Origin of the sequence: Nonomuraea africana, from assembly GCF_014873535.1 — a bacterium.
Classification (GTDB): Bacteria; Actinomycetota; Actinomycetes; order Streptosporangiales; family Streptosporangiaceae; genus Nonomuraea; species Nonomuraea africana.
Genome location: NZ_JADBEF010000001.1, coordinates 2,830,552 through 2,848,307, shown reverse-complemented (window position 1 = coordinate 2,848,307; position 17,756 = coordinate 2,830,552). Strand labels below are relative to the sequence as shown.

15 protein-coding genes are annotated in these 17,756 nt (G+C 71.8%); 6 read left to right on the top strand and 9 right to left on the bottom strand.

Annotated features, from left to right (window positions below; translation table 11 throughout):
• Positions 1-40 precede the first annotated feature (40 nt).
• Complete coding sequence (locus H4W81_RS13375) at positions 41-1,708, top strand: alkaline phosphatase D family protein (RefSeq protein ID WP_192775106.1); 1,668 nt, start codon at positions 41-43, stop codon at positions 1,706-1,708.
• Here H4W81_RS13375 and H4W81_RS13370 read toward each other — a convergent pair.
• Entirely contained in the window at positions 1,635-2,861 is a 1,227-nt protein-coding gene (locus H4W81_RS13370) for an MFS transporter (protein ID WP_192775105.1), read from the bottom strand. The two genes, H4W81_RS13375 and H4W81_RS13370, sit on opposite strands and share 74 nt — an antisense overlap.
• A gap of 122 nt (positions 2,862-2,983) precedes the next feature.
• On the opposite strand from H4W81_RS13370, the gene H4W81_RS13365 reads away from it, so the two are divergent.
• Positions 2,984-4,192: a PucR family transcriptional regulator gene (locus H4W81_RS13365; RefSeq protein WP_192775104.1), complete on the top strand. Its 1,209-nt coding sequence runs from the start codon at positions 2,984-2,986 to the stop codon at positions 4,190-4,192.
• On the opposite strand, the gene H4W81_RS13360 is transcribed toward H4W81_RS13365, so the two are convergent.
• Positions 4,152-5,021, bottom strand: coding sequence for a bile acid:sodium symporter family protein (locus H4W81_RS13360; protein WP_192775103.1), 870 nt, complete (start codon positions 5,019-5,021; stop codon positions 4,152-4,154). The genes H4W81_RS13365 and H4W81_RS13360 overlap by 41 nt on opposite strands.
• A 23-nt stretch (positions 5,022-5,044) precedes the next feature.
• Positions 5,045-6,154 carry an alkaline phosphatase PhoX gene (locus H4W81_RS13355; protein WP_192775102.1) on the bottom strand — a complete coding sequence of 370 codons (1,110 nt, stop codon included), beginning with the start codon at positions 6,152-6,154 and terminating at the stop codon, positions 5,045-5,047.
• 154 nt (positions 6,155-6,308) lie between these two features.
• Between H4W81_RS13355 and H4W81_RS13350 the strand changes: the two genes are divergently transcribed.
• A complete protein-coding gene (locus H4W81_RS13350; protein WP_192775101.1) occupies positions 6,309-8,261 on the top strand; it encodes a hypothetical protein in 1,953 nt (650 codons plus the stop codon).
• Positions 8,262-8,284: 23 nt separating this feature from the next.
• Here the strand turns inward: H4W81_RS13350 and H4W81_RS13345 are convergent, their stop codons facing one another.
• The gene (locus tag H4W81_RS13345) at positions 8,285-9,967 is read right to left on the bottom strand and encodes a 2-isopropylmalate synthase (RefSeq protein WP_192775100.1); all 1,683 of its coding nucleotides are present in this window, start codon (positions 9,965-9,967) and stop codon (positions 8,285-8,287) included.
• Between the two features lie 53 nt (positions 9,968-10,020).
• Here H4W81_RS13345 and H4W81_RS13340 point away from each other — a divergent pair, with 53 nt between their 5' ends.
• Both H4W81_RS13340 and H4W81_RS13335 read left to right on the top strand, forming a co-directional pair.
• The gene (locus H4W81_RS13340) at positions 10,021-10,734 is read left to right on the top strand and encodes a FadR/GntR family transcriptional regulator (protein WP_192775099.1); all 714 of its coding nucleotides are present in this window, start codon (positions 10,021-10,023) and stop codon (positions 10,732-10,734) included.
• The gene (locus tag H4W81_RS13335; protein WP_225958602.1) at positions 10,724-11,344 is read left to right on the top strand and encodes a pentapeptide repeat-containing protein; all 621 of its coding nucleotides are present in this window, start codon (positions 10,724-10,726) and stop codon (positions 11,342-11,344) included. Before H4W81_RS13340 ends, H4W81_RS13335 begins: the two co-directional genes overlap by 11 nt.
• Positions 11,345-11,500: 156 nt before the next feature.
• Here H4W81_RS13335 and H4W81_RS13330 read toward each other — a convergent pair whose 3' ends face one another.
• Positions 11,501-12,115, bottom strand: coding sequence for a TetR/AcrR family transcriptional regulator (locus tag H4W81_RS13330; RefSeq protein ID WP_192775098.1), 615 nt, complete (start codon positions 12,113-12,115; stop codon positions 11,501-11,503).
• A gap of 202 nt (positions 12,116-12,317) precedes the next feature.
• On the opposite strand from H4W81_RS13330, the gene H4W81_RS13325 reads away from it, so the two are divergent.
• Positions 12,318-12,692, top strand: a complete 375-nt coding sequence (locus H4W81_RS13325) for a nitroreductase family deazaflavin-dependent oxidoreductase (RefSeq protein ID WP_192775097.1) — start codon at positions 12,318-12,320, stop codon at positions 12,690-12,692.
• A 274-nt stretch (positions 12,693-12,966) separates the two neighbouring features.
• Here the strand turns inward: H4W81_RS13325 and H4W81_RS13320 are convergent, their stop codons facing one another.
• The 4 genes from H4W81_RS13320 to H4W81_RS13310 form a co-directional block, all read right to left on the bottom strand.
• Positions 12,967-13,923 (bottom strand): acyl-CoA desaturase, encoded by a 957-nt coding sequence (locus H4W81_RS13320; protein WP_225958601.1) that lies wholly within the window; start codon positions 13,921-13,923, stop codon positions 12,967-12,969.
• Positions 13,924-14,069: 146 nt separating this feature from the next.
• Positions 14,070-14,477: a hypothetical protein gene (locus H4W81_RS47105; protein ID WP_225958600.1), complete on the bottom strand. Its 408-nt coding sequence runs from the start codon at positions 14,475-14,477 to the stop codon at positions 14,070-14,072.
• Entirely contained in the window at positions 14,429-15,127 is a 699-nt protein-coding gene (locus tag H4W81_RS13315) for an SWIM zinc finger family protein (protein ID WP_225958599.1), read from the bottom strand. The genes H4W81_RS47105 and H4W81_RS13315 overlap by 49 nt, the downstream gene beginning before the upstream one ends.
• Entirely contained in the window at positions 15,124-17,706 is a 2,583-nt protein-coding gene (locus H4W81_RS13310; RefSeq protein ID WP_192775095.1) for a DEAD/DEAH box helicase, read from the bottom strand. The genes H4W81_RS13315 and H4W81_RS13310 overlap by 4 nt, the downstream gene beginning before the upstream one ends.
• Positions 17,707-17,756: the final 50 nt, after the last annotated feature.

The window sequence follows — 17,756 nt, the reverse complement described above, 5'->3', positions numbered from 1 at the left end:
GTGCTTGGTGCGCCGTTTTTCCGGACGCACAGGAGCACGAATGCGCAATTTCAGTCGTCGTGGATTCCTCACCGCCACATTAGTGGCGGGCTCGGCCGCCGCGATCCCGGGCTGGGCCGGTTCGGCCTCCGCCGCCAGCGGCACCCCCTTCACCCTCGGCGTCGCCTCGGGCGACCCGACTCCCAGCGGGGTGGTGCTCTGGACCAGGCTGGCGCCCGACCCGCTGGCGGTGGACGGCAGGGGCGGCATGCCCGACCAGGCCGTGCCCGTGGAGTGGCAGGTCGCCAAGGACGAGGGGTTCACGCGGGTCGTCCGCGAGGGCGTCGCGAGGGCCACGCCCGAGCGCGGGCACAGCGTGCACGTCGAGCTGGAAGGGCTGCGCCCCGGCAGGGAGTACTTCTACCGCTTCCGCGCCGGTGGTGAGATCAGCCAGGTCGGCAGGACCAAGACCGCCCCGCCGCCCGGCGCCGACCTGAGCAGTCTGGCCTTCGCCTTCGTCTCCTGCCAGAACTGGTACGAGGGCTTCTACACCGCCTACAGGCATCTGGCGCAGGAGGACCTCGACGTGGTCTTCCACCTCGGCGACTACCTCTACGAGTACGGCGTGGGCGCCACCGGCGGCGTGCGCGGCGTCCGGTTGCCCGAGCAGTACCTGAAGGAGACCTTCACGCTCACCGAGTACCGCAACAGGCACGCCCTCTACCGGACCGACCCCGACCTCCAGGCCGCGCACGCGATGTTCCCCTGGATGGTCACGGTCGACGACCACGACGTCGAGAACAACTGGGCGAAGGACATCTCCCAGATCGACAAGGAGCCCGACCAGGACAGGGAGGTCTTCCTGCAGCGGCGGGCAGCGGCGTTCCAGGCGTACTACGAGCACCTGCCGCTGCGCCGCTCGTCGATGCCGTGGGGTCCGGACATGCGGCTCTACCGCCGGGCCACGTTCGGCAGGCTGGCCTCCTTCAGCGTGCTCGACACCCGCCAGTACCGCGACGACCAGCCGTGCGGCGACGGCGAGGTCGTCGGCTGCGCCGACCGCCTCGACCCGGCCCGCACCATGCTCGGCGCCGCCCAGGAGGAGTGGCTGCTCCACGGCCTGCACCGCTCGCACGCGACGTGGAACCTGGTGGCGCAGCAGCTGCTGATGGCGCCGCTCGACCACGACGCCAGTCCCGACGTGCAGTCCTTCGGCATGGACCTGTGGGACGGCTACGCCGCCGCCCGCGACCGGCTGCTGACCGGCATGGTGGAGCGGGAGGTGCGCAACCCGGTCGTCCTGTCCGGCGACATCCATCGCAGCCTCGCCGCCGAGCTCAGGACGAACTTCGACGACCCGAACTCGCCCGTCATGGGCGTCGAGTTCGCCGGCACCTCCATCTCCTCCGGCAGGGACGGCGCCGACCAGGACCGGCTCGGCCAGACCTTCCTCGCCGCCAACCCGCACCTGAAGTTCCACAACGTGCAGCGCGGTTACGTGCGCGCCACCGCCACCCCGCAGGCGCTGACCGTCGACTACCGGGTCGTCCCCTACGTCTCGCGGCCGGGCGCGCCGGTCAGCACGAGGGCGTCGTTCGCGGTGGAGGCGGGCCGGCCTGGGCTGCACCAGACCGCCGACAACCCGCCGGTCGGCGTCAGGTCGATACCCGACGTGGCCAGCGAGCTCGACCATCTGGCCGAGCAGCAGCCCAGGCGCACAGCGCCATGAGGACGGCGACCGCGCCGCCGAGCGCCATGACCGCGGAGGGGGAGGCGGCGTCCACCACCACACCCCCGAGCAGGGCGCCGGCGGCGATGGTCGCCTGAAAGGACGAGGTGAACAGGATGGTCGCCGCCTCCGCCGCGTGCGGCGCGGAGGCGGCGAACCAGGTCTGGGAGCAGACGGGCACCGCGCCGTAGGCCAGGCCCCACACGACGAGCAGTGCGAGCGCGCCGAGGTGGCTCGTCCCGAGCACGGGGAGCAGCAGGGTCGCGAAGGCGATCAGGCCACCGCTGACGGCGAACGTCGCCCCGAGCGCGCGCGTCGCCGTGGCGCCCGCCACGAAGTTGCCGGCGATGCCCGCCACGCCGTACACGAGCAGGAAGGTCGTGATCACGGCCGGGCTCGCGCCGGTGACCTGCTGGAGGAAGGGCGTCACGTAGGTGTAGGTGCCGAAGTGGGCCAGCACGACGAGGAACGTCAGCACCAGCCCGGCCCGCACGCCCCTGTCGCGCAGCAGGCCGGTGAGCACTCTCAGCCTGGTCGCCTGTTCGGCGGGCAGCGGCGGCAGCAGCACGATCAGCGAGAGGAGGACCGCGACCGTCAGCGCCCCCATGATGACGAAGGCGGCCCGCCAGCCCGCGAGGTGTCCGACGAGAGTGCCCGCGGGCACGCCGAGCACCGAGCCCAGCGGAACGGCAGAGAAGATCACCGCGGTGGCCGTGCCGGCCCGCTCCCGCCGCACCAGGCGTGCGGCCAGGCCCGCGCCGATCGACCAGAACCCGCCGATGACGAGGCCGACCAGCACTCTGGACACCACCATGACCCAGTAGGAGGTCGCGGCGGCGGCCAGGAAGTTGGCGACGGCGAGCAGGAGCATCAGGGCGCACAGCATCCACCGCCGGTCCAGCCGTCCCGTCGCGACGGTGACGGCGGGGGCGGCGACCGCGGCGAGGATGCCGGGCATCGTCATCATCAACCCGGCGGCGCCGTCGGAGATCTCGAAGTCCGACCCGATGGCGGTCAGCAGGCCGATCGGCAGGATCTCCGCGGTGACGATGGAGAAGATCCCGAGCATGACGGAGACGACGGCCAGCCAGCCGATCAGCGGCGAGCGCGTGGTGGCGGCGGGGATGTCGGTGGACGTGGTTGAGGTGGACACGTGCTCCACTTCAGCAACGCGCGGCCCCTGGACGCTGGCGGGATTGAGACCTCACCGTGAACCCGGCGGCCCGGCCGTTCCTGGCATCCTGGTGAGTCGTCGCGACACCTGGGAGCCGGCCGATGTCCGAACCACTGCGCCTGTCGGGGTGTGCCGTCCACGAGGTCCTGGACCGGCAGGTGGTCAGGCTCGCCCGCGAGCTGGTCCGCGGCTTCGTGGCGGAGATCCCCTTCTACCGGGAGTTACCCGAGGAAGAGCTCGCGGGCGACATCGTCCAGATCACCGAGCTGAACCTGCGCCTGGTGGTCAGGCTGCTGCGCGACCGGCGGGCGCCGACGGCGGCCGAGCTGGCGCCGCTGCGGGCCTCTGCCGTCCGCAGGGCGCAGGAGGGCGTGCCGCTGGAGGCCATGCTGGCCGCCTACCACCTGGGCGCGGGGCGCGTCTGGGACCACGTGCTGGCCGGCGCCGCACCCGAGGACCTGGCCGACGCGCTGGCCGCAGGCCGGCTGATGCTCGGCTACACCGAGGCGGTCACCGCCGCGGTCTGCGCCGCCTACCAGCACGAACGCGAGAGTCTGGTACGGCAGGAGCAGCACGCCCGGCACGCCGCCATCTCCGCCCTGCTCGGCGGCGAGCCGCAGGCCGCCACCGGGATCAGGCTCGCGGCCCGTTACCTGGTGCTCGCGGTGACGCTGGGCCCACATCCCGGCGAGCGCTCCGCGGCGATCGCGGCGCGACGCAGGCTGCACCGCCTGCGCGACGCCGCGCAGAGGTTCTCCGCCGAGCCGGTGCTGTCGCTGCTCGACCCGACCGGCGGGCTCATTCTCGTGCCCGATCTCGCGTGGGGCTCGGCCGGCGCGCTGGTGGCGGCCATTGGCCAGGCGGCGGGGGCCGAGGTGCGCGCGGCGGGCGAGGTGGCGCCGCCCGAAGGGGTGGCGGCGGCGGCCAGGCTGACCCAGGAGGTGCTCGACGTGGTGCACCTGTTCCACCATCCGCCCGGCCTCTACCGGCTCGCCGACGTGCTGCTGGAGTATCAGCTGACCAGGCCGAGCGAGGCGATGAGCGGCCTGGCCAGGCTGCTCGACCCGCTCACCGACAACCCCGACCTGCTGCAGACGCTCACCGTCTACCTGGAGACGGGCCTCGACCGGCGCCGGACGGCCGAGCGGCTGCACGTGCACCCCAACACGGTCGACTACCGGCTGCGCAGGGCCGTCGCGCTGACCGGTCTGGACCCGGTGGACCCCACGCACCTGCAGAGCATCGGGGCGGCGCTGGCCGCGCGCCGCGTCATGAGCCGGCCGCGACCGGCTCCTCCTTCGTCGCCCTGAGCAGGAAGCCCGCCACGGCGGCGGTGAAGAACATGAGCACGCCGTAGGTGGCCGAGGGGATGGCCATCCGGGTGTTGCCGAGCAGCCCCGCCGCCACGGTGATGGACAGCGTCGCGTTGTGGATGCCGATCTCCATGCACGAGGCGATCGCCTGGCGCCTGCCCACCCTGAACACCCTCGGCGCCCAGTAGCCGACGGCGAGGCTGATGACGCTGAACAGCAGCGTGATCAGGCCGACGTCGCGGATGTAGCCGCCGATGTTGTCGAGCTCCTGAAGCACCGAGGCCACGATCACCAGCGCCAGGATGACCGCCGAGGTGATCTTCACGGGGGTGTGCATGCGGTCGGCGAAGCCGGTGAACCTGGCTCTGACCAGCATGCCGATCGCCACGGGCACCAGGACGATCGCGAAGACCTGCACGCTCTTGTCGAACTGCAGGCCGAGCGTGCCCGCCTCGGCGGCGAAGAACGAGATCGACAGGTTCGTGATCAGCGGCAGCGTGAAGACGGCGAGCACGGAGTTGATCGCGGTGAGCGTCACGTTGAGCGCGACGTCGCCGCCGAACAGGTGACTGTAGAGGTTGGCGGTGGTGCCGCCCGGTGAGGCGGCCAGCAGCATCATGCCGACCGCCAGCACCGGCGGCAGGCCGAACAGCAGGACGAGCCCGAGGCAGACGGCGGGCAGCACGAGCACCTGGCAGGCGAGCGCGATGAGGCTGGCCTTCGGGTACTGCAGCACCCGGCGGAAGTCGGCGGGCGCGAGGCCCAGCCCGAGGCCGAACATGATGACGGCGAGGGCGATCGGCAGCAGGACTGCGGCAAGGCTCATGGGGGGTTCCTGTCGTTCTGGCGCTAGTGGCGGAAGGGTCCGGTGACCTCGTAGGTGATGCCGCCCGTGCCCGCCGCCTCGCCGCTGGTGCCGCGCTGGGAGGAGAAGTACAGGCGGGAGCCGTCGGGGGAGAAGGCGGGGCCGGTGATCTCGGATCTGCTCTGGCCGTCGAGGCGCAGCACGGGTGCGACGATCCCGTCGGGCGTGATGATGTTGATCTCCATGTTTCCGCCGTCCTCGGCCACGTAGAGGTCACCCGCGCGGGTGCCGGTGATGTTGTCGACGCCGTCGAGAGTGCCGCCGCCGTCGTAGATCGAGCCCAGTGTGCCCGCGTTCGCGTCGTAGGCCCAGACCTTGCGGTCGCCCTTGGCGGTGAAGTAGCAGACGCCGCCCGCGTAGTGGCAGCCCTCGCCGCCGTCGAAGTGCAGGGCCTGGCTCACCTGGTGGCGGGTCTGCCGCTGGAGCGCGCCCGGTGTGGGGTCGGGGACCTCGCGCCACACCGGGCCCTCGCAGAGCACCTCGAGGCGGCCGCTCGACAGGTCGCCCCAGGTCGTGGGGCGGAAGCGGTAGAAGCAGCCGTCCTGCTCGTCCTCGGTGAGGTAGACGACGCGGTGGTCGGGGTCGCAGGCGGCGGCCTCGTGCTTGAACCTGCCCATCGCGCCGCGTGGCTGGGCGGGGCGCGTGCCGTACGGGTCGGTCTCGTAGACCTTGCCGCGGAAGATCTCCTCGCACGACAGCCAGGTGCCCCACGGGGTGGCGCCGCCCGCGCAGTTGAGGTTGGTGCCGCTGAGTATCCGATAGGCCCGCGTGATCGAGCCGTCGGCGGCGAACCTGATCGCCGAGGCGCCGCCGGCGAGCGGGATCTCCGAGTTGGAGACGTAGATCCAGCCGGTGCCGTCGGGGAAGCAGGCCCCGCCGTCGGGCGCGGGGTGCCACAGCAGGCCGCCGACCGGCCGGCCCGAGCGGGCCACCACCCTGCTGGTGAAGCCGGACGGGAGGGCGACGCCGTTGGCGTCGGCGGGGCCGAGCGGCCCGTACGGGCTCTCGCCCGCGGCGGCCATGGCGGCCTCCTGCCAGAGGGAGCCGGAGAAGGCGGCGGCGGACACGGCTAAGAGGAAGGCACGTCGCTGCATGGCACACACCATGAGGGGGGCTCGCGGATCTGTGAATTGGGCCACGCGGCAAACCGGGGCGGCCATTCCTGTGACCCGTCACAAAGGCATTGACGACCCGGTGAGGGCGCGCCGATGATGAGCGCCCTTCCACGACCCGCCGAGGTGCCAGATCGTGACCGTGCGCCTGCCCGCCGTCTGTGCCGCCGCCCTGCTCGTCGCCGCGCTTCTCACCGGGGCCGCCGCGCCGCAGGAGCCCGCGCCGCCCTGTGATCCGATCGATCCGGCCGCGTGCCTGCTGCCCTTCCCCAACGACTGGTTCACCGTCGCCGACCCCACGACCGACACGGGACGGCGCGTCGCGCTGTCGGCCGAGACGATGCCGAAGAACGCCGCGGGGGTGCCGATCGCGCCCGCCGAGTGGAACAGGAGCGACGGCTTCTCGCCGGGCTCCATGATCCTCGCCAGGGTGCCCGGCCTCGACCTGACCGCGACCGGCGCCGCGCCGATCACCGACATCGGCAGGTCCCTCGATCGGGACGCGCCGATCGTGCTCGTCGACGTCAAGACGGGGGAGCGCTGGCCGTACTGGGCCGAGCTGGACGCCAACGCCTCGACTCCGGAGCGGCGGGCGCTCATCGTGCGTCCCGCGCGCAACCTGCGCGAGGGCCGCACGTACGCGGTCGTGCTGCGGCACCTGCGCGACGCGGGCGGCGCGCCGATCCCGCCCGGCGCGGTGTACGCGCGGATCCTCGCCGGCGACGACCCCGACGGCAGGGGACGCCTGCTGTCCAGGCTGGCCCGGCACGGCATCGGCCGCGACGGCCTCTACCTGGCCTGGGACTTCACGGTGGCCAGCGAGCGCGGCCTGACCGAACGCGCGCTGACCATGCGCGACGACGCGTTACGGCAGCTGCGCGGCGGGTCGCCGAGGTTCGAGGTCACCGCCGTCACCGACTTCACCCCCGAGCAGGACGACAGGATAGGGCGCAGGATCGAGGGCACGTTCCAGGTGCCCAGCTATCTCGACAGGCCCGGCGGCCCTCCGGGGTCCGGCCTGCACTACGGTCCGGACGGGCGGCCCGCCAGGCTGCCGGGCAACGAGCAGGTCGCCCCGTTCCGCTGCGAGGTGCCGCGCGTGGCCTTCGAGCGCTCCGCCCGCGCCGCCCTGTACGGCCACGGCCTGCTCGGCAGGCAGGCCGAGGTCGGCGCCGACAACGTCAAGACCATGGCGCAGAAGCACGGCTTCGTCTTCTGCGCCACCAAGTGGATCGGCATGGCCGACGAGGACGTGCCGCACGTCGTGTCGACGTTCGCCGACCTGTCGCGCTTCCACACCATCCCTGACCGCACCCAGCAGGGCTTCGTCAACGCGATGTACCTCGGCCGCGCCATGACCGCCCGCGACGGCTTCACCGCCCACCCCGCCTTCCAGCGGCAGGACGGCAGGGCGCTGATCGACGCGCGCGAGGGCCTGGTGTTCGACGGCAACAGCCAGGGCGGCATCCTCGGCGGCGCGCTCGTGGCCCTGTCCACCGACATCGGGCGCGGCGTGCTCGGGGTAACCGGCATGAACTACAGCACGCTGTTCAACCGCAGCTCCGACGCGGGCCCGTTCCAGGCCGTGCTCGACCGGGCCTACCCCGACCGGCTCGAGCAGCAGATCATCCTCGCGCTGATGCAGATGCTGTGGGACAGGGGAGAGGCCAACGGCTACGCCGCCCACATGACCGACGACCCCCTGCGCGGCACCCCGAGGCACCGCGTGCTCATGCACGTGGCCTTCGGCGACCACCAGGTGGCGCAGGTGAGCGCGGACGTCGAGGCCAGGACGATCGGCGCCAGGTTGCGCACCCCCGCCCTCGCGCCGGGACGCAGCCCGGACGTGGTGCCGTATTGGGGGATCAGGCCCATGCGCGGCCCCGTGCACCCGGGCTCGGCCATGGTGGTCTGGGACAGCGGCACGCCCGCCCCTCCGCTCACCAACACCCCGCCTACCGAGGGCGCCGACCCGCATTCCGACCCGCGCCGCACCCCCGAGGCGCAGCTGCAGAAGGCCATCTTCCTCAAGACCGGTGTGGTGGCCGACACCTGCGGCGGGGAGCCGTGCCGGTCCGGACAATATTAAACCGATCGTTCCAATACGTGCTATCAGGCGCCCGCCGTGGCGGCGCTGGCCACGGTCGCCGCCGCCGCACGTCCACGCCGCGCCCTGGCGACGGCGGAGAGGACGGCCCGCACCGAGGCGGTCAACACCGAGGTGTCCTGACCGGCGCCCCAACAGGTCGTGCCCGCCACCCTGCACTCGGCGTAGGCGATGGCGGGGCTGTCCGGCCCCGCGGCCGTCGCGTGCTCGGCGAAGTGCAGGATGTCCACGTCGATCCCGGCCCCGCGCAGGGCGTCGACGAGAGCGGACAGGGGGCCGTTGCCGACGCCCTCGCCCAGCTCGCAGCTGAAGTGATGCTCGCCGGGCGCTGCCTCGAACGTGCTCCAGGCCATCGCGGGAGCGTCGAGGTAGGTGGCCTCGAACAGCTCCCACAGGTCTCGCGGCGTCGCCTCGTGGCCGCTGCCGTCCGTGGCCGCCTGCACGACGGCCGCGAACTCGGCGCGCAGCCGTACGGGCAGGTCGAGACCGTAGTGCGTGTGCAACAGGTGCGCGACGCCGCCCTTGCCCGACTGGCTGTTCACCCGGATGACCGCCTCGTAGCCGCGGCCCACGTCGGCCGGGTCGATCGGCAGGTACGGCACCCGCCACGGCTCGTCGGGCTTCTGGTGGGCCAGGCCCTTGCTGATGGCGTCCTGGTGGGTGCCGGAGAAGGCGGTGTAGACGAGCTCGCCGGCGTAGGGGTGGCGCGGGTGCACGGGCAGCCTGTTGCACGCCTCGACGGTCTCGCGGATGGCGTCGATGTCGGAGAAGTCCAGCATCGGGTCCACGCCCTGCGCGTAGAGGTTCATGGCCAGCGTCACGAGATCGACGTTGCCGGTGCGCTCGCCGGTGCCGAACAGGCAGCCCTCCACCCGCTGCGCCCCGGCCAGTACGGCCAGCTCGGCGCAGGCCACGCCGGTGCCCCGGTCGTTGTGCGGGTGGACCGACAGGATGATCGACTCACGCCTGGCCAGGTGCCTGTGCATGTACTCGATCTGGTCGGCGTAGACGTTCGGGGTGGCGATCTCGACCGTGGCCGGCAGATTGTGGATCACGGGCCGGTCGGGCGAGGCGTCCCACAGCTCGGTGAGGCCGTCGCAGACCTCCAGCACGAAGTCGGGCTCGGTGAGGTTGAACACCTCGGGCGAGAACTGGAAGCGGGTGCCGGCCGTGGCCAGCCTGGCCATGTGCTCGGCCGCGTCCTTGATCAGCGCGCGGATCTCGGGCCTGGTCCTGCCCAGCACCACCTCGCGCCAGACCGGCGCGGTCGCGGTGTACAGGTGCACGACCGTGCGCGGCAGCCCCTCGATCGAGGCGAAGGTCCGCTCGATCAGATCGCGGCGGGCGGCGGTGAAGACCACCGGCGTAACGTCGTCGGGGACGGCATCGCTCTCGGCCAGGTGCCTGACGAAGTCGAAGTCGGTCTGGCTGGCCGAGGGGTAGCCGATCTCGATCTCCTTGAAGCCCATCCTGACCAGCAGGTCGAACAGGCGGCGCTTGCGCGTGGTGTCCATGGGTTCGGCCAGCGCCTGGTTGCCGTCCCGCAGGTCCACGGGCACCCAGAGCGGCGCCCGGTCGAGGCGGTTGCCCGGCCAGGCGCGCTCGGTGAGCGGCACCTCGACCCGCTCGTCAAAGGACTGGTAACGGTGGTAGGGCATGGGGCTCGGGCGCTGGGCATTCCACGTCATGTGCGGTAGATTAAGCACACCTCAGCTCCTCAGACAACCTGAGAGGTTTATCGATGCTCCGTCCCAGCCCGCTCGTCGACCAGGCCACCCAGCACCTCCGCGAGGAGATCGCCGCCGGCCGGTACCCCGTCGGCACGAAGCTGCCGGGCGAGACGACGCTGGCCAAGACGCTGGGCGTGGGGCGGTCGACCGTCCGGGAGGCGCTGCGCGCGCTGGCGGGGGCGGGGCTGCTGCAGGCGCGGCAGGGCTCCGGCGTGTTCGTCATCGCCACCGAGGTCGCGGAGGAGTGGCCCGCCCGGCTGCGCCGAGCGGCCGTGGCGGACGTGTACGAGGTCAGGATGCTGGTCGAGGTGCAGGCCGCCAGGCTGGCCGCCGAACGGAGAACGCCCGCCGACCTCGAGGCGCTCAAGGCGGCCCTCGCGGCCAGGCGTGCGGCCGCGGCGGGCGACGACGCCGCCTTCGTCGACGCCGACATCGCGCTGCACGCCGCGGTCGTGGCCGCCGCGCGCAACCCGGTGCTGACCGACCTGTTCGCCGAGTTCGTGCCGGCGCTGCGGCAGGGGCTAATCGACCTGGTCGACCTGCTCGACCTGCGCGGACCCGACCGTAACCCCGGCGACGCCTCGCACGCGGGGCTGGTCACGGCGATCGAGAAGTTCGACAGGCAGGCGGCCAGCCGCATCCTGCACGAGGAGCTGGCCGCGACGCTGCGCGCGCTCCAGAAACTGTCGGCGTCGCCGTCTACGCTTTCGCCGCATGATGGCTGACCGCAAACACGGGGCTCCCGCGCCGCCGACCGACACCACCGTTCGCGCCGCCGACTGGGACAGCAGAGACCTGTCGGGTGAGCAGCACCGGCGGGTGGCGTTCGTCGACGTGGACCTGACCGAGGCTGTCAGCAGCGGCGCCGAGTTCTTCGAGTGCACCTTCCGCAACTGCCGCTTCAACGCCTCCACCCACGAGGAGAGCGGCTTCATCAACTGCACCTTCACCAGGACGTCGTTCTTCGACGCGACCTTCACCCGGTGCAAGTTCGTGGGCAGCATGTTCGACGGCTCGACCTACGACCTGATGAAGGTCTCGGGCGGCGACTGGTCGTTCGTCGGGCTGCCGGGCGCCGACCTGCGCAACGCCTCGTTCGCCGACGTGCGGATGAAAGAGGCCGACCTGACGGGGGCGCGTTTCGCGGGCGCCAAGGTGAAGGGGTGCGATCTGTCGGGGGCCTGGCTGAGCAAGGCCGACTTCACCCGCTGCGACCTGCGGGGCAGCGACCTCACCTCGCTCGACCCGGTCACCTGCGAGATCGCCGGGGCGATCATCGACCCGGTTCAGGCGATCACCCTCGCGACCAACCTGGGCCTCAGCGTCAAGGAGTGACCCCCGGGGGTCGTCCCCTGTCGGCTCCTCGAGGGGGAACAGGATCGGGCTGAGCAGGTACTGCGCGCTGCGGGTGAATCTGAACGCGCCGCCAGTCCCCGCTGCGAGCGTTTCCGGGGAGGGGCAAGGTGAGTCTCCCGTAGCGGTATCGGGGCTCTACCTCCGGCGAACTTCGAGCGCATCCAGAATCAGGTCCAGGCCGTAGCCGAACTCGCTCGTGTGGTCGTAGCCCGGCCGCAGGGCGTGGTCGACGATCATCTCTGTGAGGTACGGCAACTCGTCCACCGGCAGGTGCTCGAGGATGCTGCCGGCCACTGCCTCGACATCGTCCGGCGTCGTCACCGGCAGGTTCGCCTCCTGGAGGACGAACCCGCCGATGTAGCTGTCGATGAGCGAGACAGCGTGCGCGGCCATCGGCAGCGTGAACCCCGCCTCCCGGAGGACACCGAGGACGGCGTCGAGGTGGCGTAGCGTCGCCGGCCCCGGGTTACGACGGGAGTCCATGAGGCCGAGAGCCCAGCTGTGCTGCGACAGGACCGCACGCGCGGAGGAGGCGCGCGCACGGATCGCGTCGCGCCAATCGTCGCACTCGGCACTGGGTAGCTTGATCGCCGCGAATACCACGTCGACCACGCCGTCGAGGATCGCGTCCTTGTTCGGTACGTGGTGGTAGAGCGACATCGCCTCCACGCCCAGTTCCTGCGCCACCCGTCGCATCGTGATCGCCTCCACGCCGCCGCGATCCGCGACCCGGATCGCGGCTTCCAGCACGAGACCTCTGCTGAGCGGTTGTGGTGGTGGTGACACGACGGCTCCGAAGTATGGGACGGGTTGACAACCTTACAAGTGTAAGCCAGCCTTACACAAGTAAGCCACCTTACTGATGTAAGTCCTCCCGGGTTGGCATGAGCTGGGAGCTCGGCGAACGTCTGACCTACGACGCGCCCCGCCGGGGCGAGAGAAGGAGATCCCGATGCCGATGCCGAGGTGGTGGGGGCACGTGAACAAGCGGGTATTCAACCCTCGCGCGATCGCGGGCGGGAAGTGGCCGGTGCTGACTCACGTCGGTCGCACCTCTGGCGCGACGTACCGCACGCCTCTCGATGCGCATCCTGTCGACGGCGGCTACCTGTTCGTTCTGGTGTATGGATCGCGCTCGGACTGGGTGCAGAACGTCCTGGCAGCAGACGGTGCGCGGCTCCGGGTCGACGGGAGGGAGGTGGAACTCGCCGCCCCACGCCTCGTCGGGGAAGACGAGGCGTTCCAGGCCCTCTCCGATGAGGTGGCACGCCCACCGAGGCTGCTCCGCATCACCGAGTTCCTCCGTATGGACCTGGTCGCAGGCTGACGATCGACGTCCAGCGCGGAGCCTCGGCCACCGTTTTCAACAACTCGCTGAGGACAAGCATCGACACCCAGTGGCGTGTCGCTGCTGACGCCTCTTCGGCAAGCACCTCTGAGAGCCACTGCTCATGGAACGAGCCTCACAGAAAACGCAACCTCCGTGAGAGGGTCAGAATTGTGCCTGGACGAACGTGGCGGGGGGATTGACGCCGGGCCACCAAGAATTCAGGAACCCTGCTCAGGTGAGAGAAAAGGTAAAAGGCCCCTCGGATGAAACTCTAGGCGGCGCGGTCGGTCTCGCGTCTGCTCTCTCGGTGCCAGCGCACGTCGGCGGCCCAGCGCAGGCGCTCGAACAGGCGGATGAGCGCGGCCGAGGGGTCGATCTGCCGGCGGCCGAGGCCGTGGCGGGCGCAGCTGGGCTGGCTGTGGTGGCCGTTGTGCCAGCTCTCGCCGAACGACAGCAGCGCCAGCGGCCACAGGTTGGTCGAGCGGTCGTGGCGGCGGGTGGCGTGCGGCCGGTCGCCGATCATGTGGCAGAGCGAGTTGACGCTCCACGTCACGTGCTGCAGCAGCGCGACCCTGACCAGTCCGGCCCAGAGGAAGGCGGTCAGCCCGCCGTACAGGGTGCCGCTGATCGCCCAGCCGGCCACGAACGGCAGCGCCAGGGAGATCGCGCACAACGCGGGGAAGGCGCGCGAGATCCGCACCATGGCGGGGTCGTCGAGCAGGTCGGGGGCGTAGCGTTCGGCGGGCGTCGGGTCGGCGGTGAACATCCAGCCCAGGTGGGCGTGGGCCAGTCCGCGCAGCTGCCCGCGCAGGTGGGTGCCGTAGCGGTACGGAGAGTGCGGGTCGCCCGGCTTGTCGGTGAAGGCGTGGTGGCGGCGGTGCACGGCCACCCAGTCGATGACGTTGCCCTGGAACCCCATCGAGCCGGCGATCGCCAGCGTGACGCGCAGCCACGGGCGCGCGACGAAGGAGCGGTGCGTGAGCAGCCGGTGGAAGCCGACCGTCACCCCGAGCCCCGTCACGATGTAGAGCACCGCGAACAGCGTCACGTCGACGAGGGAGATGCCGCTGCCCCACGCCAGCCAGACGCCGGCGGCGAGGGCGAGGAAGGGCGCCACCACGATCGCGGTGGTGAGGGCGATCTGGAGAGGGCCCGCCTCGGCTGGCGCCTCCTGTGCGGGGAAGGGAGTGCTTCCGTCGTAGCCCTGGGTGGAGGGTCTGGCTCGCATGGCGAGAGAAGGAGAATCGGTCATTGTCGCCTGTCCAGGCCCGCTCAGGGGCCGATGCAGAGTGAATCGCCGTGGGCGACGCCGACCTGACTGCCAACGCGCGAAGAGACCTCGGTGCACCCGAGTCTACCTCCGCGAACGCGAGCTCAGTCGGCTCCCTGGGCGGCGGCCAGCGCGGCGGCCGGGTCGGACTCGGCCGGGCCTGCGGGGCGCCAGTCGCCGTCCGCAGCCACGAAGGGATACCACCGGCCGTCCTTGCCGAAGCGGAGCTGGACGTCGCCGTGTGTCCAGCGGTTGCGCGCGGCCTCGAACCCCGGCAGCTGCCAGGCGGCTCGGGCGACGGCCTGCTTGGGCGGGGTCCACGCCGTGGTCAGCGTCTCGAGGGCGGCGCCGCCGCCGTACCGCCAGGCCTGGACGGCGGCGGGCAGGCCGATGTCGAGGTCGTGGACGGCGGCCAGCCGTACCCTGTCGTGGAACTCGGTGAGGACGGCGGCGGCGCCCGAGGTCAGCAGCTCGCGGGCGCGCAGCGCGGCGTCGGCGGCCAGCACCCGCATGGCGGCGGGGTCGATGCCGGGCGCGGGCTCCACCTCCAGCGGCTCGGGAGCCGGCAGTTCCGCGGATACGAGGCGGGGCAGGGGCGGGACGCCGTGGGCGTAGGCCTCCTCGACCGGCGTGCCCTTGGGAGCGGCGGCCCGCTGGAGCGCGGAGAGCAGGTCGTCCTTGTCCATGCGCGCATGAGCATCAGCAGGAAGGGGTCGCGGTCCAGCAGCCAGGAGGCCTGGTAGCACAGGGCCGCGGCGTGCTTGCAGGGGTGGCCCCAGTCGGGGCAGTCGCAGTCGGGCTCGAGGTCGCCCACGCCCGGCAGGAGCTCCACCAGGTCGTACGGCATGTCGCCGTCGAGCAGCGCGGCCAGGTGGCCCGCCTTGGCGGCGACCTGCTCGAGGAAGCGGTCCCAGTCGGGCAGTGGGCTGATGTGCACGACCGCCGCGTACTCGTCCGAGGCCATGGCGGCGATGCGGCCCTCGCTGACCGTGATGGGGCCGAGCTGCCCGGTCTTGGCGTAGGCGCGGCCCTTGGCGAGCAGCGTGTGGTCGAGGGAGGTGTCCTCCAGCGCCTTGAGCCAGGCCCTGCCCCACCACGAGGTGGCGAAGCGGGCCCCCGCGCGCTGCGGGGGGAAGGCGGGGAAACCCTTGGCGGCGGTCATCGCAGCTCCACGAGGTTGAGCAGGTCCGCGTCGGTCAGTTCGGTGAAGTCGTTGGAGAGCACGGCCTCGGCGAGCGACCGTTTGGTCTCGAGCATCGCGGCGATGCGGTCCTCGACCGTGCCCTCGGCGATGAGCCGGTGCACCTGGACGGGTTTGGTCTGGCCGATGCGGTAGGCGCGGTCGGTGGCCTGGTCCTCGACGGCGGGGTTCCACCACCGGTCGAAGTGGATCACGTGGTCGGCGCGGGTGAGGTTGAGCCCGGTGCCCGCGGCCTTCAGCGAGAGCAGGAAGACGGGTGTCTCGCCGTCCTGGAAGCGCCTGACCATCTCCTCGCGCCTGGGCACCGGGGTGCCGCCGTGCAGGAGCTGGGTGGCCACGCCCCTGGCGGCGAGGTGCCGCTCCAGCAGGCGGGCCATCGTGACGTACTGGGTGAAGACCAGCACGGCGCCGTCCTCGGCGAGGATGGTGTCGAGCAGCTCGTCCAGCAGCTCGAGCTTGCCCGAGCGGCCCACCAGGACGGGATCCTTCTCGTGCAGGAACTGCGCGGGATGGTTGCAGATCTGCTTGAGCCCGGTGAGCAGCTTCACGATCAGGCCGCGCCTGGCCATGCCGCCGGCCTCGGAGATGGCCGACATCAGCTCGCGCACCGTGGCCTCGTACAGCACGGTCTGCTCCCTGCTGAGGGAGACGGGCCGGTCGGTCTCGGTCTTGGGCGGCAGCTCGGGCGCGATGCCGGGGTCGGACTTCTTGCGGCGCAGCAGGAAGGGCGCGATGAGACGGCCGAGCTTGTCGGGCTGCGGCTCCCACCTGGCGCGGAAGCGGGTCAGCGAGCCCAGCAGGCCGGGCGTGGTCCAGTCGAGGATCGCCCACAGCTCCGACAGGGTGTTCTCCACCGGGGTGCCGGTCAGGGCGACGCGGGCCGCCGAAGGGATCTCGCGCAGCGCCTTCGCGGTGCCCGAGCGGTGGTTCTTGACGTGCTGGGCCTCGTCGGCGACCACCAGGTCCCACGGGTGCTCGGCCAGCTTGGCCGCGTCGACGCGCATGGTGCCGTAGGTGGTGAGCACGAAGCCGGTCTCGGGCAGCGTGCGCTGTGCGCCGTGGTAGCGCCGCACCGGCACGCCAGGGGCGAACCTGGCGATCTCCCTCTCCCAGTTGCCCAGGAGCGAGGCGGGGCAGACGACGAGCGTCGGGCCGCTGCCACGATGCAGGTGGAGGGCGATGAGCGTGATCGTCTTGCCCAGTCCCATGTCGTCGGCCAGGCAGCCGCCGAGCCCGAGCGCGGTCATCTGGGCCAGCCAGCGCAGCCCGGCCAGCTGGTAGTCGCGCAGGGTGGCGGCGAGGGCCGGGGGCTGCTCCACCGGTTCGGCCAGCAGCCTGCCACGCAGCTCGTCGAGGGCGGGGCCGGGGGAGACCTCGATCTCCTCCTCCTCGACCAGCGCCGTGCCGGTGAGAGCGGCGCCGAGGGCCTCGATGCCGGTGAGCGGCTTCATCTCACGGTGGGCGGCCTTGCGGGCCGTCTCGGGGTCGATCAGCACCCACTGGTCGCGCAGCCGTACGACCGGGCGGTGCGCCTCGGCCAGCCGGTCCATCTCGGCGGCGGTCAGCGGGTCGTCACCGAGCGACAGGTGCCAGTTGAAGCGGAACAGCCCGCTGGACTCGCCGTCGATCATCGCCCGCGCGCTCACGCCGCGCACCAGCTCGCGCGGCCAGTGCACGTCGATGCCGGTGGCCCCGCCCGACAGCAGGTCGGAGACCTCGTCGTCGGTGAGCTCCAGCTCGTCGGGCACCTCGGCGTCGAGCAGCCGTTCCAGCGGCGGCCACCGCCTGGCCGCCCTGCGCAGCTCGACCAGGGCCTCGACCTTCGCCCTCGGCCCGAGGCCGGGGTCGCGGCCCTCCCACAGGTCGGCGGCGTCGACGACCATCGTGGGGTCGGCCAGGCCGTGCAGCTGCACGACCGCGCGGAACCTCTCGTGGTCGGCGCCGGCGCTCTCCACGCGCAGCGACAGCCGTACGCCGGGGTCGGCCGCCCACTCGCGCAGCTGGGGCGCCTTCACCGGCTTGGCGGCGGAGAAGGCGGGCACGCCGACGGCCCGCACCGCGCCGGGGGAACGCGGCATCCCGTCGGCGACCGCGTCGAGGAAGGCGCGCACCAGCCCTTCGGCGTCGGGGAGCAGCAACACCCCGTCGAGAGGGATCGCCCGCGCCGCGGCGGGCATCGCGTCGGCCAGCTCCCTGACCTTGGCCACGTCGGCGGCGTCCAGCGGCCCCGCGCGCCAGGCGGCGAAGTCGCCGGAGGTCACCCCAGGCCTGATGCGCCCCCTGGCGACCAGCTGGAGGGCCAGCAGCGCCACCGCGCCCCAGAATCGGGTGGCAGGATGGGCGCTGTCGTCGCCCCGGGCCTTGCTCAGCGCCGCGATCGCCTCATTGACCGGAACGCGGGTGACCCGCGCCTCGCGCAGTCCCTCGGGCTCGGCGATGGTGACCCGCTCACCGCCTTCTGGGTCCAGGAAGGCCATGGTGCCCATCCTGGGCGGGTCGCCCGGTTCGAAGATGGCCGCGTGCCGAAGGAGTTCCCGCATAGCCGTACAGCGTACCGTACGCTGTAGCTGAGGTTTACCACACCCACAAT

What these genes read in the sequence shown, in the direction of transcription:
- H4W81_RS13375 (WP_192775106.1), top strand. Translation starts at nt 41, where the DNA reads ATGCGCAATTTCAGTCGTCGTGGATTCCTCACCGCCACATTAGTGGCG.
- H4W81_RS13365 (WP_192775104.1), top strand. Translation starts at nt 2,984, where the DNA reads ATGTCCGAACCACTGCGCCTGTCGGGGTGTGCCGTCCACGAGGTCCTG.
- H4W81_RS13360 (WP_192775103.1), bottom strand. Translation starts at nt 5,021, where the DNA reads ATGAGCCTTGCCGCAGTCCTGCTGCCGATCGCCCTCGCCGTCATCATG.
- H4W81_RS13355 (WP_192775102.1), bottom strand. Translation starts at nt 6,154, where the DNA reads ATGCAGCGACGTGCCTTCCTCTTAGCCGTGTCCGCCGCCGCCTTCTCC.
- H4W81_RS13345 (WP_192775100.1), bottom strand. Translation starts at nt 9,967, where the DNA reads ATGACGTGGAATGCCCAGCGCCCGAGCCCCATGCCCTACCACCGTTAC.
- H4W81_RS13340 (WP_192775099.1), top strand. Translation starts at nt 10,021, where the DNA reads ATGCTCCGTCCCAGCCCGCTCGTCGACCAGGCCACCCAGCACCTCCGC.
- H4W81_RS13335 (WP_225958602.1), top strand. Translation starts at nt 10,724, where the DNA reads ATGATGGCTGACCGCAAACACGGGGCTCCCGCGCCGCCGACCGACACC.
- H4W81_RS13325 (WP_192775097.1), top strand. Translation starts at nt 12,318, where the DNA reads ATGCCGATGCCGAGGTGGTGGGGGCACGTGAACAAGCGGGTATTCAAC.
- H4W81_RS13320 (WP_225958601.1), bottom strand. Translation starts at nt 13,923, where the DNA reads ATGCGAGCCAGACCCTCCACCCAGGGCTACGACGGAAGCACTCCCTTC.
- H4W81_RS47105 (WP_225958600.1), bottom strand. Translation starts at nt 14,477, where the DNA reads ATGCGGGTGCTGGCCGCCGACGCCGCGCTGCGCGCCCGCGAGCTGCTG.
- H4W81_RS13315 (WP_225958599.1), bottom strand. Translation starts at nt 15,127, where the DNA reads ATGACCGCCGCCAAGGGTTTCCCCGCCTTCCCCCCGCAGCGCGCGGGG.
- H4W81_RS13310 (WP_192775095.1), bottom strand. Translation starts at nt 17,706, where the DNA reads ATGCGGGAACTCCTTCGGCACGCGGCCATCTTCGAACCGGGCGACCCG.